Genomic DNA, 13357 nt, shown 5'->3' on the forward strand with positions numbered 1-13357 from the left:
CCGGCCCAGGGCATCAGGCCTCGGCCTGATCCTGCCTGGGCCGCGTCATACCCCGGTCGTACGCCGCTGGCGTCGAACATGAGGGATCACCAGTAGAGGGACTTCAGAGGGTGGAGGCGTCCAGGGCGTTGCAGTCCGCGATGGTGCCGCCGTTGTAGCCGGTCGTGAACCAGCGCACGCGCTGCTCGCTGGAGCCGTGGGAGAACGCCTCGGGGTTCACGTCGCCGCCGGACCGGCGCTGGATGTTGTCGTCGCCCACGGCCGCTGCGGCCGACAGTGCCTGGTTCAGCTCGTCCTCGGTGATGGGCTCGAGGAACGGCACGCCCGTATCCGGGTCCTCGGTGGTCGCGGCGTTGCCCGCCCACATCCCGGCGAGACAGTCGGCCATGAGCTCGATCCGCACGGAGTCGGACTCGGGGCCCGTGCCCGACCGGTCGGCCTGCTCGAACAGCCCGAGCTGGTTCTCGATGTGGTGCCCGAACTCGTGCGCCGTCACGTACATCTCCGCCAGCGGCCCGCCCTCGGCGCCGAACTGGCTGGAGAGCTGGTCGTAGAAGGCGAGGTCCTCGTACACGGTCGTGTCGGCCGGGCAGTAGAACGGCCCGGTGTCCGACGTCGCCGAGCCGCAGCCGGTGTCGACGCCGCCCGTGAAGCTGACGACCTCGGGCAGCTCGTACTCGACCCCGCCCTGCTCGGGGAGCGTCGCTGCCCAGTACACGTCCAGGGAGTCGACGACACCGCTGAGCCTGGCACTCGGGATCGCTGTTCGCCTGCTCCGCCGTGCACTCGCCGACGAAGCCCTGCTCGCCGCCGGCCCCGGGGTCCGAGGTGGTGCCGCCGAGGATGTCCGCCGGGCTGTTGCCGGTCAGCACCGTGTACAGCAGCGCGATGACGATCACCGCGACGCCACCTCCGCCCGCGACGACGGCGCCGCGGCGTCCGCCACCCTTGCGAACCCGGCCGCCCTCGAACTGTCCGCCCTCGCTGAAAGTCACCTGGTAACGCTACCGCGACGGGGGCGCCGCCACACCCAGCCTGCTGAGGTGAACGTCAGCCGGCCCACGTCTGCCGGTCGCGGGCCGCCAGGTACACGACCTCCAGCTCGCGCTCGGTGAGCACGGTCCTCCGGCGCTTGAGCCACGGCACGAGCTCGCCCGTGGTCAGCACCTCGACACCGTCGCTCGAGCCTTCGACCTGCGGCTGGGCGGTGCGGACGAACACGATCACCGGCTGCACGGTGATGGGCACCCTCGTCGCCCGAACCAGGATCTCCTGGGTGCGGCGTGCCTCGTTCCAGGCGGCGTCGGCGGTGACGGGGTGCGTGGGCCGGAACACGCTGTGAATGACAAAGACGCCGCCCGGCCCGATCACGAGCTGGTCGAGCTCCAGGGCGCCGCCGTCGGACTGGACCGACTGCAGGACGCGCCAGGTGGGGCGCTGAGCCACGAGCGCCCAGAGCTCCCTGGCTGTGGCCCGTGCGCCGGTGATCCGGTGCCGCATCGCGCGGAGCTGCTCGTCGGGACGTCCGCGCAGCCGGCCACGGAGCACCGCGCCGGAATGCTGGCGAAAGTAGGTGCGCCGACGGTCGATCAGGTGCTTCGCCGGTTGGTTGCGGGTGAGGTCATCACCGCGACCAAGGCCGTCGATACGGAGACGAGGCAGTGCGTCGGCGATCTCCACGGGAACGCTGGGTAAGTCAGTGCCCATGGGCGGACGGTACGTCCGTGATGGTGCACGCGCGCGTTCTGGCAGTGAAGCGGGGCGTGAGGCAACGCACCGTAATCCCTGGCCTCGACCCCGTAGACTGGTCCGGCCCCCGCCGCCGTGGGCCGGACGACGAAACACCACCCCTAACTGTGAGGAATGACCTGCGTGATCACTGCCCATGGCGTCGAGCTGCGCGTCGGCGCGCGCGTGCTGCTGAGCGAGGCGACCTTCCGGGTCGCCTCGGGCGACCGGATCGGCCTGGTCGGCCGGAACGGTGCCGGCAAGACCACGCTGACCAAGACGCTGGCGGGGGAGACCCAGCCGACGGGCGGGCAGATCGTGCGCGGCACCGACATCGGCTACCTGCCGCAGGACCCGCGCACTGGTGACCTCGAGGTCCTGGCGATGGACCGCGTGCTGTCCGCGCGGGGCCTGGACAAGGTCATCGCGAAGATGCGCGCGGCCGAGGGCGAGATGGCGTCGGCGGACGTCGCCACCCAAGAGGCCGCGATGGAGCGCTACCCCAAGCTGGAGGCGCGGTTCCTGGCCGCCGGCGGGTACGCCGCCGAGTCCGAGGCGCAGATCATCACCGCGAACCTGGGCCTGGACGACCGGGTGCTGGCGCAGCCGCTCGGCACGCTCTCCGGTGGTCAGCGCCGCCGGATCGAGCTGGCCCGCATCCTGTTCAGCGGCGTCGAGACGCTGCTCCTGGACGAGCCCACGAACCACCTCGACGCGGACTCGATCATGTGGCTGCGCGACTACCTCAAGGCGTACAACGGCGGGTTCATCGTGATCAGCCACGACACCGACCTGCTGCGCGCCACCGTGAACAAGGTGTTCCACCTGGACGCCAACCGGGGTGAGCTCGACCAGTACAACCTGGGCTGGGACAGCTACCTGGAGCAGCGCGACACGGACGAGCGGCGTCGTCGGCGCGAGCGGGCCAACGCCGAGAAGAAGGCGGGCACGCTGCTCGCCCAGGCCGAGAAGATGCGCGCCAAGGCGACCAAGGCCACAGCCGCGCAGAACATGATCAAGCGCGCCGAGAAGATGATGTCCGGCCTGGAGGCCGAGCGCGTCTCCGACCGCGTGGCCAACCTGCGCTTCCCGACGCCGGCGCCCTGCGGGCGCACACCCCTGACCGCGAGCGGCCTGTCCAAGGCGTACGGGTCCCAGGAGGTGTTCGCCGGGGTGGACCTCGCGATCGACCGCGGGTCCCGCGTGGTCATCCTCGGCTTCAACGGAGCCGGCAAGACGACGCTGCTCCGTATCCTCGCGGGCGTCGAGGCGCCCGACACCGGCCAGGTGGAGCCCGGCCACGGGCTCAAGCTCGGCTACTACGCGCAGGAGCACGACACGCTCGACATGAACGTGACGGTCGTGGAGAACCTGCGGCACGCCGCGCCCGACCTCACGGACACGCAGGTGCGCTCGGTGCTCGGCTCGTTCCTGTTCAGCGGGGACGACGCCTACAAGCCGACCAACGTGCTGTCCGGCGGCGAGAAGACGCGCCTGGCGCTGGCGACGATCGTCGTGTCCGGCGCGAACGTGCTGCTGCTCGACGAGCCGACCAACAACCTCGACCCCGCGTCGCGCGCCGAGATCCTCGGCGCCCTGAAGACGTACGAGGGCGCGGTAGTGATGGTGACTCACGACGACGGCGCCGTGGAAGCCCTGGAGCCCGAGCGCGTCCTGCTCCTGCCCGACGGCGACGAGGACCTCTGGAACGACAGCTACCAGGAACTGGTCTCCCTGGCCTGAGCCAGAGGTGCGGAACCGCCGGCTCAGGCGAAATAGATAGAGCCTGACGCCCCCACCGGGCGAGCCCGGCCGGGGGAACCACTACACCTGCGGAGTGTGTTGCGCTGCGTAGACATTGTCTACGCAGCGCAACACACTCCGCAGACGTGTAGTCGCCCCGGCGACCACGGTCAGTGCAGTTGCGCCTCGATCAGCGCGTCTTCCTCGTCCTCGGGGGTCGGACGGCGGTCGCGCGGCTGCCTGCGCGCCCGCACACCAGCGGCGTCGTCCGCGTCGGCCGAGGCGAGCAGGAGGTCGCCCGCCGAGACCGTCTCGCCGCGGAGCGCCCCGCGCTCGCGGCGCCACAGCAGGATGTACCCGCCGATCGCGCCGAGCGCGAAGATGCACCACTGGAACGCGTACGACAGGTGCGACCCCGGGTCGGTGTCGGGCTTCGGCAGGGTGGCGAGCTCGACGTCGGGCGCCGGCTCCTCCGTGCGCAGCGCGCCGTACGCGCCGACGGTGCGGCCCGCGGCCCACGCGGCCCCTTCGGGCCCCGCCGCGAGCACCTGGGCCGTCGAGATGGCCTGGACCTGCCCGGGCGGCGTGCCGCGGTCTGACGCCGGTTCGTCCGCCCGCAGGGACGCCACGACGGTCACGGTGCCCGACGGCGGCGCGGGGACCGCGTCGGGACCCTGCGCGTCGCGCCCGAGCGGGACCGTGCCGCGGTTGATCACGATCACGACGTCCTGACCGTCGACCTGGGTCTCGAAGGGAACCAGCACGTGGTACCCGTTGCGCCCGGCGACGGGCCGGTTGCGCAGCAGCACCGTCGCGTCGGTGACGTAGTGCCCCTCCAGCTCGACCGGCCGCCAGACCTCGGAGGTGGGGAGCACCGCGCCGGGCCCGTCCAGCACCTCGCCCAGCGGCACGGCGGGTGCCGACCAGTTGGCCTCGATGAGGTTGATCTCGGCCTCGCGCGTCTCGTACCGGTTCCACTGCCAACGCCCCGCCACCAGGCACAGCGCGGCGAGCACGAGGGCGGCCACCGCGAGGATCACCCACTGCCGGGTGGTGCGGGGGCCGCGGGACTCGTCGGCAGTGCTGCTCTCGTTCACGACGACCGGTCCAGCTCCGCCACCGCCACCGTCTGCTTCCAGAACGACCGTGACGCCAGGAACTGCTCAAGGTGCTCGCGGTGCTCGTCGCACGCGAGCCACACCTTGCGTCGCTGCGGCGTGTGCAGCTTGGGGTTGTTCCACAGCAGCCCCCACGAGGCCTGAGCACGGCAGCCCTTCGCGCTGCAGATCAGCTCGCCGTCGGGCACGGGATCGGGGGAGGGGCCAAAGGCGCCGAGGAGATCCATCGGTGCTCCCCTCAGTCGTCCACGTGGTCGATGACGCGCCCGGCACCGGGCGCGGTCGGGACACCGGGGGAGTCCGGGCCATCGCCAGCGGCGCCCGGGGCGGGTGCGCCCGGGGCGGGCGCAGCGACGTCGGGCAGCTCCGTGAGCGCCGGGGCGGGCTGGGGCGTGACGGGGGAGGTGTCGTGCGTGACGTGGTCCCGCCCGGAGTTGGCGATGAGCACAGCCGAGTACGGGAGCACCACCGCGGCGGCGACCAGCGCCCACCGGAGCCAGCCGTCCACCACGACGGCGCCGATGATGCAGACCACCCGGATCGACATCTGGATGAGGTAGCTGCGGGTGCGGCGCGCCTGGTCCACCGCCAGCGGCTCGGGGGCCGAGGTGATGGAAGGGACCGGCTCGCTCATGCTTGCAGTCTACGTGCGCCGGGAACCCGCCCGGCACGTCTCGTCGGTGCTGTTCACTGGCCCATGACACGCACCCCGACGCGCCGGAGTCGCTGTAGGAAACCCACAAGGAACCGCAGATCCCTGTGGCACGCCGTGCGCGGCGTGCGCGCGACGCGCGGGGTAGCGTCGCAGCGGGCCTGGATCCACCCCAGGTGCCGGCCGCGGGCCCCAGCCTCGCGCGGCCTCCCGTGCAGCACGATCCAGCATCGAGGAGCAACAGGTGACCACCACGCCTGCCAGTGACAGCTTTGCCGCAGGCCCCTCGGGCCGCGTAGTAGTCGTGACGGGTGCCGCTCGCGGCATCGGCCGCGCCATCGCCGAGCGTTTTGTGGCCGACGGCGACCGTGTCGCCACGATCTACCGCGGTGGCGACCTGCCCAAGGGTGTCGAGGGCTATGTGGCCGACATCACGGACACCGCGGCCGTCGACGCCGCGTTCACCGCCATCGAGGCCGACCTGGGACCCGTCGAGGTGCTGGTCGCCAACGCCGGGGTGACCAAGGACCAGCTCCTCATGCGGATGAGCGACGAGGACTTCGAGTCGGTGGTCAACGTGAACCTCACGGGGACGTTCCGCTGCGTGCGCCGCGCGTCCAAGGGCATGATCCGGGCCCGCAAGGGGCGCATCGTGCTGGTCGGCTCGATCGTCGGCCTGTCCGGCGGCACCGGCCAGGTCAACTACTCGTCGTCCAAGGCGGCTCTGGTGGGCATGGCCCGCTCGATCAGCCGCGAGCTCGGCGCGCGCGGCATCACGGCCAACGTCGTCGCGCCGGGCTATGTCGAGACCGACATGACCGCCGCGCTCCCCGAGAACGTGCGCGAGGGCTATCTGAAGACCATCCCGGCCGCCCGGTTCGCTGCGACCGACGAGATCGCATCGGTGGTCTCGTTCGTCGCGTCCGAAGCCGCGGGCTACGTCACCGGCGCCGTCATCCCCGTCGATGGCGGGCTCGGGATGGGGCACTGACCCCCACGCCGGCGCCGCTACCTGCGGTTTCGCCCGTACATATCCAACATTCTTGCCACCAAACACGGCGCGGAGTTTCGTTCCACGCCGCAATCCGCATTACGCTCGCACCCAGCGCAGGGGTCGCCTCGGCACGCCTGCGCAGAAACGGAAGGACAACATGGGTCTCCTCGAAGGTAAGCAGCTGCTCATCACGGGCGTGCTGACGGACTCGTCGATCGCGTTCCACGCCGCCCGGCTCGCTCAGGAGGAGGGTGCACAGGTTGTGCTCTCGTCCTTCGGGCGACAGATGAAGCTCACCCAGGCCTTTGCCAAGCGCCTGCCCGTCGAGGCTCCGGTGGTCGAGCTGGACGCCACCAGCCAGGAGAACCTCGACGGCCTGGCCGACGCGGTGCGTGCGGCGGGCTTCGACCGGATCGATGGCCTGGTGCACTCGATCGGGTTCGCGCCGCAGTCCGTCATGGGCGGCAACTTCCTCACGGGCACCTGGGAGGACGTCGCCACCGCGCTGCACGTCTCCACGTTCTCGTACAAGTCGATCGCCGTGGCGGCCAAGCCGCTGATGACCGACGGCGGCTCCGTCGTCGGGCTGACGTTCGACGCGCAGTTCGCCTGGCCGGTCTACGACTGGATGGGTGTGGCCAAGGCCGGCCTGGAGTCCGCGAACCGCTACCTGGCGCGCGACCTCGGCCCCGAAGGCATCCGGTGCAACCTCATCTCGGCAGGACCGATCCGGACCACCGCCGCCAAGTCCATCCCGGGCTTCGCGACGATGGAGGACGCCTGGCCTACCCGAGCCCCGCTCGGCTGGGACCAGACCACCGCAGAGCCGGCCGCGCGCGGCGTGGTCGCGCTCCTGTCGGACTGGTTCCCGGCGACCACCGGTGAGATCGTGCACGTCGACGGCGGCGTGCACGCCATGGGTCAATGAGCATGGATCAATAGATGGGCTGGAGGCTTTGATGGGCAGAGCGTCGGGCACGGAGCCCACCACATCGCCGTCTCGGCGTCTGGTGTTGCTCCGGCACGCGAAGGCGGAGCCGCCGTCGGAACTCTCCGACGAGCAGCGGCCGCTCGCGCTGCGTGGCCGGGAACAGGCGGTGAAGGTCGGCGCGGCGCTGGTCGCGGCAGGCCTCGTGCCCGACGCCGTCCTCGTCTCCGGGGCGCTGCGCACGCGCCAGACGTGGGACCTCGCGCGCAAGCATCTCGGCGAACCGGCGGTGTCCTTCACCGACGACCTGCTGGGAGCGATGCCACGTGGTGTCCTCGCTCTGGTGCGCGAGCTGGACCCCGCAACCCGGACCGTCCTCGTGATCGGTCATGAGCCCGCCATGGCGGCCACCGCCGAGCTCCTGGCCGGTCCGGGTTCGGAGGACGGCGCCCTCGCGCAGGTGCGTGTCGGCGTCCCGACGGCGACGTACGCGGTGCTGGAGGCCGACGAGGACTGGTCGGCCTGGGACCGCAAGATGGCCCGCCTGACGGAGGTAACCCGCCCGAACGCCTGACCCTGTTGGTCGGCGGGGCCGGCCGTCAGAGGAGGTCGAGGACGGCGTCCAGGCGGCCTTCTATCGCGTGGGCGGCCTGCGCCCGGACGACGGGCTTGGCGTTGAACGCGACGCCCACGCCGGCCAGCGCGATCATGTCGAGGTCATTGGCGCCGTCGCCCACCGCGACCGTGTGCTCCAGAGGGATGTCTAGCTTCTCGGCCCACTCGCGCAGCGTCGCGGCCTTGGCGGCGCGGTCGATCACGGGTCCGACGGTCCGGCCGGTCAGGACGCCGCCTGTCACCTCGAGCCGGTTGGCGCGCACCAGCTCGATCCCGAGGTCGTGTGCGATCGGACCGGCGACCTCCTCGAACCCGCCCGAGACCAGCCCGAACGCCCAGCCGCGGGCCTGGCACTCGGCCACCAGCTCACGCGCCCCCGGCATCAGCTCGACGGCGGCACGCACCTTTTCCAGAGCCTCGACGGGCACGCCGGCCAGCGTCGCGACCCGCTCCCGCAGGGACGCCGCGAAGTCGAGCTCGCCGCGCATCGCGCGCTCGGTGATTGCCGCGACCTCGTCCTTGGTGCCGGCGTGCTCGGCGATCAGCTCGATCACCTCCTGGCGGAAGAACGTGGAGTCGGCGTCGGACACGATGAGTCGCTTCACGCGCCCCAGTCTGCCGGACCACCGGTCCGGGAGTCTTCGAGTCCTAGGTTTCTTCGCTTTGAGCCGGCTCAAAGCGAAGAAACCTAGGACTCAAAGGGGAGCTGGGTCAGTCGACGACCGTGCCCTTGGGGACCACCGTCAGGCCGCTCTTCGTGACCGTGAAGCCCCGTGCGCGGTCCTCCTCGTGGTCCACGCCGATGCGGGCCCGCTCGTTGACCACCACGTTCTTGTCGACGATCGCCCGGTGCACGTGCGCGTACCGGTGCACCTGGACGTCGTCCATCAGCACCGAGTTCGACACGTTCGACCAGGAGTGCAGGTGCACACCGGGGGACAGCACCGACCCCGCGGCCTGCGCGCCCGAGATGAGCACGCCCGGCGACACGATCGACTCCGCCGCGTGCCCCATGCGCCCCGGCCCGGCGTGCACGAACTTCGCCGGCGGCAGTCCCGTGTACCCCGTGTACAGGGGCCAGTCGTAGTTGTAGAGGTTGAAGATGGGGTGCACGGCGATGAGGTCCGTGTGCGCGTCGTAGTACGAGTCGATGGTCCCGACGTCGCGCCAGTAGCCGCGGTCGCGCTCGGTGGAGCCGGGCACGTCGTTGCGGATGAAGTCGTACACGCCGGCCTCGCCCTGGGCCACGAACGCCGGGATGATGTCGCCGCCCATGTCGTGCCGGGAGTCGGGGTTGGCGGCGTCCTTGGTGACGGCCTCGACCAGCGCATCGGCGTCGAACACGTAGTTGCCCATGGAGGCCAGCACCTCGCCCGGGGAGTCGGGCAGGCCCGTGGGGTTGGTCGGCTTCTCCAGGAACTCGCGGATCTTCGTCGGATCGGCGGGGTCGACGTCGATGACGCCGAACTGGTCGGCCATCCCGATCGGCTGCCGGATCGCGGCGACCGACGCCCGCGCCCCCGACTCGATGTGCGCGTCCACCATCTGCGAGAAGTCCATGCGGTACACGTGGTCGGCGCCGACCACAACAACGATGTCGGGGCGCTCGTCGTCGATGATGTTCAGGCACTGGTAGATCGCGTCGGCGCTGCCGAGGTACCAGTGCTTGCCGACCCGCTGCTGTGCGGGCACGGGGGCCACGAAGTTCCCCAGCAGCGGCGACATGCGCCACGTCTTGGAGATGTGGCGGTCCAGGGAGTGCGACTTGTACTGCGTCAGCACGACGACGTGCAGGTAACGCGAGTTGACGATGTTGGACAGGGCGAAGTCGACCAGTCGGTAGATACCGCCGAAGGGCACTGCGGGCTTGGCGCGGGCGGCGGTGAGCGGCATCAGCCGCTTTCCCTCGCCGCCGGCGAGGACGATCGCAAGGACGCGGGGGGCGGGAGCCATACGGGTGACATTAAGCCCTTTTGCGCCGGTCCGTCAGGTGGCGCGCTGAAATCTCGCGCACGCTAGGTTGAGCCTCGTGTCCGACGCCGCTGCCGCCCCCCGCCCTCCCCTCGACGACCAAGCCGCCCCGCACCCCGCGGACTCATTCCGCGTGGACCTGCTGACCCGCGAGTTCCCGCCGCACATCTATGGCGGCGGGGGCGTGCACGTCACCGAGCTCGCCGCGGTGCTGCGCCCGCACATCGACGTCCGGGTGCGCTGCTTCGACGGCCCGCGGGACGCCGCTGCCGAGGCGGCCGGCGTCACGGGCTACGACACGCCGTCGGCCCTGGCGGACGCGAACACCGCGCTGGCCACCCTGGGCACGGACCTCCTGATGGCGAACGATGTCGCGGGCGCCGACCTGCTGCACTCCCACACCTGGTACGCCAACATGGCCGGCCACCTGGGTGGGCTGCTGCACGGTGTGCCGCACGTCGTCACCGCCCACTCCCTGGAGCCCCTGCGGCCCTGGAAGGCGGAACAGCTCGGCGGCGGCTACGCGCTCTCGTCCTGGGCGGAACGCACCGCCTACCTGGGCGCTGCCGGCGTCATCGCGGTCTCGGCGGGCATGCGAGCCGACATCCTGCGCGTCTACCCGGAGCTCGACCCGGAGCGCGTGCACGTGGTGCACAACGGCATCGACCTGACGGGCTGGCGGCGCCCCGACATCGGCGACCCCGCAGCCGAGGCGACCGCGCGCCGCTACGGCATCGACCCGGACAGGCCTGCCGTCGTGTTCGTCGGCCGGATCACCCGGCAGAAGGGCCTGCCGTACCTGCTGCGGGCAGCCGCCCAGCTGCCGCCGGAGGTGCAGCTCGTGCTGTGCGCCGGGGCGCCCGACACTCCCGAGATCATGGCGGAGGTCCGGAGCCTCACCGAGGGCCTGCGCGAGTCCCGCACCGGCGTCGTCTGGATCGAGGAGATGCTGCCCCGGCCCGACCTGATCGCCGTCCTGGCCGCCTGCACCGTCTTTGTCTGCCCGAGCGTCTACGAGCCGCTCGGCATCGTGAACCTTGAGGCCATGGCCGTGGGCCTGCCGGTGGTCGGCACGGCCACGGGCGGCATCCCCGAGGTGGTCGACGACGGCGTCACTGGCCTCCTGGTCCCGATCGAACAGTCCGACGACGGCACGGGCACCCCGCTGGATCCCGACCGCTTCGTCGCCGACCTCGCCGAGGCGCTCACCCGCGTGGCGACCGACGCCGAGACCGCGACGCACATGGGGGCCGCCGGCCGCCGTCGGGCCGAGGACCACTTCGCCTGGTCGGCGATAGCCGACCGCACCATGGACGTCTACCGCAGGGTGCTCGCCTAGCGAGGCTCGCCCACGGCGGCCAGGAGCGCTTGCCGGTCTGCTCGGGTGCGCAGCCGGTGGTAGGCCAGGTGGGCGTAGGCCGGGTCGGACACCGCCGCCGAGTACTCGGCGCGCTTGCCCGCGTAGGTGGTCCAGGCCCAGCGGACCACGGAGTCCTTGCCGACCAGGCTGTCCAGGCGCTCGCGGTTGCCGTTCCACAGCTCCTCGCCGCTGGTCATCCGGCGGAGCGTCCTGGTCACGACTCGGCGCATGACGGTGGCGCGCGACGGATCGACGAAGACGAACGTGTCGGCGCGCTCGCGGAGCAGGCCCGCGGCGCCCGCGCCGGAGTAGTTGCCGTCGATCACCCAGGTGTCCTGGCCGGCGGCGGCCTCGACGTCGGCCAGGAATTCCTCGCGCGGCGTCCAGTCCCGGCCCCAGTAGAGCCCGTCGAGCTCCGTGTGCGGCACGCCGAGCCGCTCCGCCAGCTCCCGAGCCAGTGTCGTCTTACCGGATCCGGACGTGCCAACCACCCAGACCCGCTGCATAGGAACCAACGCCGGTCAGCTCACCGCGCCGTAGGTGGCCGCGCTCATGGCGTGGCGGGCCGTGCGGTCCACCTCGCGGAGCGCCGTCGAGCGCTGGTCGACCTGCCAGATGTTGACCGCGCCGCCGTCGTCCACCGTGCCCAGCGCGACGATCGCGCGCAGGCGCGCGGCGAGGTCGAGTACGCGGGCGCGCCGGCCTTCCAGGTGCGGCACGGGCCACGACGACGTCGTGGCGGACCGGATCCGCTCGATGGCGTCGGCCGCGTCGTCGCGCCAGCGGGCGACGTCGAGCTGGTCCAGGGCGTCCGTCGCGGTCATCAGGCTCGTGCGCAGCTCGCGCTCGGCGTCGGAGAGCGAGCCGATCGTGCCCAGCACGAGCGTCGTCCACGCGGGGATCTCCAGCACGTGCCACGTCACCATGTGGCCCGGCTCGATGTGGCTGCCGAACGCCCGGACCTTCGGCACCGCGGCCCAGCTCCCGTCGGGGGTCGTGACCACCACGCACTCCCCGGCCTCGGTGGCCTCGAGGTTGGCCACGGCGGGGACGCCCGCCGCGTCGCCGGGCGCGGGCAGCAGCGCGCAGACCTCACGCGGCCCCACCGTCCAGGCGGTGAAGAGGGTGTCGAGGTCGGTTCCGTCGGCAAAGCCGGGTAGCCCCTCCACGGTGTGCGGCTCGTCGTCGCCCACCACGGACTTCACGGCGTCCGAGGTGTCGCCTATGCCCTGCAGCCACAGGGCGAGCAGCACGCTCCGGGGGAGGTCCTGATCGGTGTCCACCGCAGAACTGTAAATGACTCCTCCTCGGGTAGTGTCGGTGCCCATGAGCTCGGTTCTCCAACTCGCGGGCGTCACCGTCCGTCGCGGCACCTCGACCATCCTCGATTCCGTGGACTGGCAGGTGAACGAAGGGGAACGGTGGATCGTGCTCGGCCCGAACGGTGCGGGCAAGACCACTCTCCTCCAGATCGTCGCGGCGCGCCTGCACCCGACGTCGGGCACGGCCAAGGTGCTCGACACGACACTGGGCCGGGTCGACGTGTTCGAGCTGCGCCCGCGCATCGGTATCTCGAGCGCGGCGCTCGCCGAGCGGCTCCCCACGGCGGAGACGGTGCGCGACGTCGTGCTGACCGCCGCCTACGGCGTGACCGGGCGCTGGCGCGAGAGCTACGACGAGCTCGACGAGCAGCGCGCCAAGGACCTGCTGACGGCGTTCGACGTCGACCACCTCGCCGACCGCACCTACGGCACCCTCTCGGAGGGCGAGCGCAAGCGGGTGCAGATCGCCCGCGCGCTCATGACCGACCCCGAGCTCCTGCTGCTCGACGAGCCGGGCGCCGGCCTCGACCTGGGCGGCCGCGAGGAGCTGGTGGCCGCGCTGTCCGAGCTCGCGAGCGACCCCGCCTCGCCCGTGCTGGTGCACGTGACGCACCACGTCGAGGAGATCCCGCCGGGGTTCACCCACCTGCTGCTCATGAAGAAGGCAGGCATCCAGGCCGCCGGGCCGATCGAGGAGGTCCTCACGGCGGACAACCTCTCGGCGGCGTTCGGGCTGCCGCTCATCGTGGCGCACGGCGGCGGGCGCTGGCTGGCCCGAGCGGCGCGCTGATTCTTGAAATAGTCAGCGCCGTCAAGAATTCAGGTTGAAACACCGCTTTTTGCTACCGCAGTGTCAGTGGACCTTGGTAAAGTCCGGGCAAAGGTCCGAGGTGGCGATAGATTCACCGTGAGGACCCGCTGTCGGA

14 protein-coding genes and 1 pseudogene are annotated in these 13357 nt (G+C 71.3%); 6 read left to right on the forward strand and 9 right to left on the reverse strand.

All coding sequences use genetic code 11. From position 1 onward, the window contains the following. Nucleotides 1-103: 103 nt before the first annotated feature. Both AB1046_RS02945 and AB1046_RS02950 read right to left on the reverse strand, forming a co-directional pair. A pseudogene (locus AB1046_RS02945) lies at nucleotides 104-995 on the reverse strand (neutral zinc metallopeptidase). Nucleotides 996-1050: 55 nt separating this feature from the next. Continuing rightward, nucleotides 1051-1707, reverse strand: a complete 657-nt coding sequence (locus AB1046_RS02950) for a hypothetical protein (RefSeq protein ID WP_369372308.1) — start codon at nucleotides 1705-1707, stop codon at nucleotides 1051-1053. A gap of 165 nt (nucleotides 1708-1872) precedes the next feature. Here AB1046_RS02950 and AB1046_RS02955 point away from each other — a divergent pair, with 165 nt between their 5' ends. Further along, nucleotides 1873-3471, forward strand: coding sequence for an ABC-F family ATP-binding cassette domain-containing protein (locus AB1046_RS02955; RefSeq protein ID WP_369372309.1), 1599 nt, complete (start codon nucleotides 1873-1875; stop codon nucleotides 3469-3471). 170 nt (nucleotides 3472-3641) lie between these two features. Here the strand turns inward: AB1046_RS02955 and AB1046_RS02960 are convergent, their stop codons facing one another. From AB1046_RS02960 to AB1046_RS02970, 3 genes are read right to left on the reverse strand one after another with little or no spacing between them, the layout of a single operon-like run. After that, entirely contained in the window at nucleotides 3642-4568 is a 927-nt protein-coding gene (locus AB1046_RS02960; protein WP_369372310.1) for an SURF1 family protein, read from the reverse strand. Then, nucleotides 4565-4816 (reverse strand): hypothetical protein, encoded by a 252-nt coding sequence (locus tag AB1046_RS02965; RefSeq protein WP_369372311.1) that lies wholly within the window; start codon nucleotides 4814-4816, stop codon nucleotides 4565-4567. The genes AB1046_RS02960 and AB1046_RS02965 overlap by 4 nt, the downstream gene beginning before the upstream one ends. Before the next feature lie 11 nt (nucleotides 4817-4827). After that, on the reverse strand, nucleotides 4828-5223 hold the full coding sequence (locus AB1046_RS02970) for a DUF3099 domain-containing protein (protein ID WP_369372312.1): 396 nt from the start codon (nucleotides 5221-5223) through the stop codon (nucleotides 4828-4830). A 262-nt stretch (nucleotides 5224-5485) separates the two neighbouring features. Between AB1046_RS02970 and fabG the strand changes: the two genes are divergently transcribed. The 3 genes from fabG to AB1046_RS02985 all read left to right on the forward strand — a co-directional run bounded on the left by fabG (nucleotide 5486) and on the right by AB1046_RS02985 (nucleotide 7737). Next, entirely contained in the window at nucleotides 5486-6232 is a 747-nt protein-coding gene (fabG, locus tag AB1046_RS02975) for a 3-oxoacyl-ACP reductase FabG (protein WP_369372313.1), read from the forward strand. Between the two features lie 160 nt (nucleotides 6233-6392). Further along, a complete protein-coding gene (fabI, locus tag AB1046_RS02980; RefSeq protein WP_369372314.1) occupies nucleotides 6393-7163 on the forward strand; it encodes an enoyl-ACP reductase FabI in 771 nt (256 codons plus the stop codon). 31 nt (nucleotides 7164-7194) lie between these two features. Continuing rightward, nucleotides 7195-7737 carry a histidine phosphatase family protein gene (locus AB1046_RS02985; RefSeq protein ID WP_369372315.1) on the forward strand — a complete coding sequence of 181 codons (543 nt, stop codon included), beginning with the start codon at nucleotides 7195-7197 and terminating at the stop codon, nucleotides 7735-7737. Nucleotides 7738-7762: 25 nt separating this feature from the next. On the opposite strand, the gene serB is transcribed toward AB1046_RS02985, so the two are convergent. Together serB and glgC are read right to left on the reverse strand one after the other, a co-directional pair. After that, a complete protein-coding gene (serB, locus tag AB1046_RS02990; protein WP_369372316.1) occupies nucleotides 7763-8383 on the reverse strand; it encodes a phosphoserine phosphatase SerB in 621 nt (206 codons plus the stop codon). Between the two features lie 106 nt (nucleotides 8384-8489). Next, the gene (gene glgC, locus AB1046_RS02995) at nucleotides 8490-9731 is read right to left on the reverse strand and encodes a glucose-1-phosphate adenylyltransferase (protein WP_369372317.1); all 1242 of its coding nucleotides are present in this window, start codon (nucleotides 9729-9731) and stop codon (nucleotides 8490-8492) included. Nucleotides 9732-9882: 151 nt separating this feature from the next. Between glgC and glgA the strand changes: the two genes are divergently transcribed. Beyond that, the gene (gene glgA, locus AB1046_RS03000; protein ID WP_369375554.1) at nucleotides 9883-11088 is read left to right on the forward strand and encodes a glycogen synthase; all 1206 of its coding nucleotides are present in this window, start codon (nucleotides 9883-9885) and stop codon (nucleotides 11086-11088) included. On the opposite strand, the gene AB1046_RS03005 is transcribed toward glgA, so the two are convergent. Both AB1046_RS03005 and AB1046_RS03010 read right to left on the reverse strand, forming a co-directional pair. Beyond that, nucleotides 11085-11600, reverse strand: a complete 516-nt coding sequence (locus AB1046_RS03005) for a hypothetical protein (protein ID WP_369372318.1) — start codon at nucleotides 11598-11600, stop codon at nucleotides 11085-11087. The genes glgA and AB1046_RS03005 overlap by 4 nt on opposite strands. A 30-nt stretch (nucleotides 11601-11630) precedes the next feature. Further along, on the reverse strand, nucleotides 11631-12392 hold the full coding sequence (locus tag AB1046_RS03010; protein ID WP_369372319.1) for a hypothetical protein: 762 nt from the start codon (nucleotides 12390-12392) through the stop codon (nucleotides 11631-11633). 43 nt (nucleotides 12393-12435) lie between these two features. Between AB1046_RS03010 and AB1046_RS03015 the strand changes: the two genes are divergently transcribed. Beyond that, nucleotides 12436-13221, forward strand: coding sequence for an ABC transporter ATP-binding protein (locus tag AB1046_RS03015; protein ID WP_369372320.1), 786 nt, complete (start codon nucleotides 12436-12438; stop codon nucleotides 13219-13221). Nucleotides 13222-13357: the final 136 nt, after the last annotated feature.

This window comes from Promicromonospora sp. Populi, assembly GCF_041081105.1.
GTDB lineage: Bacteria > Actinomycetota > Actinomycetes > Actinomycetales > Cellulomonadaceae > Promicromonospora.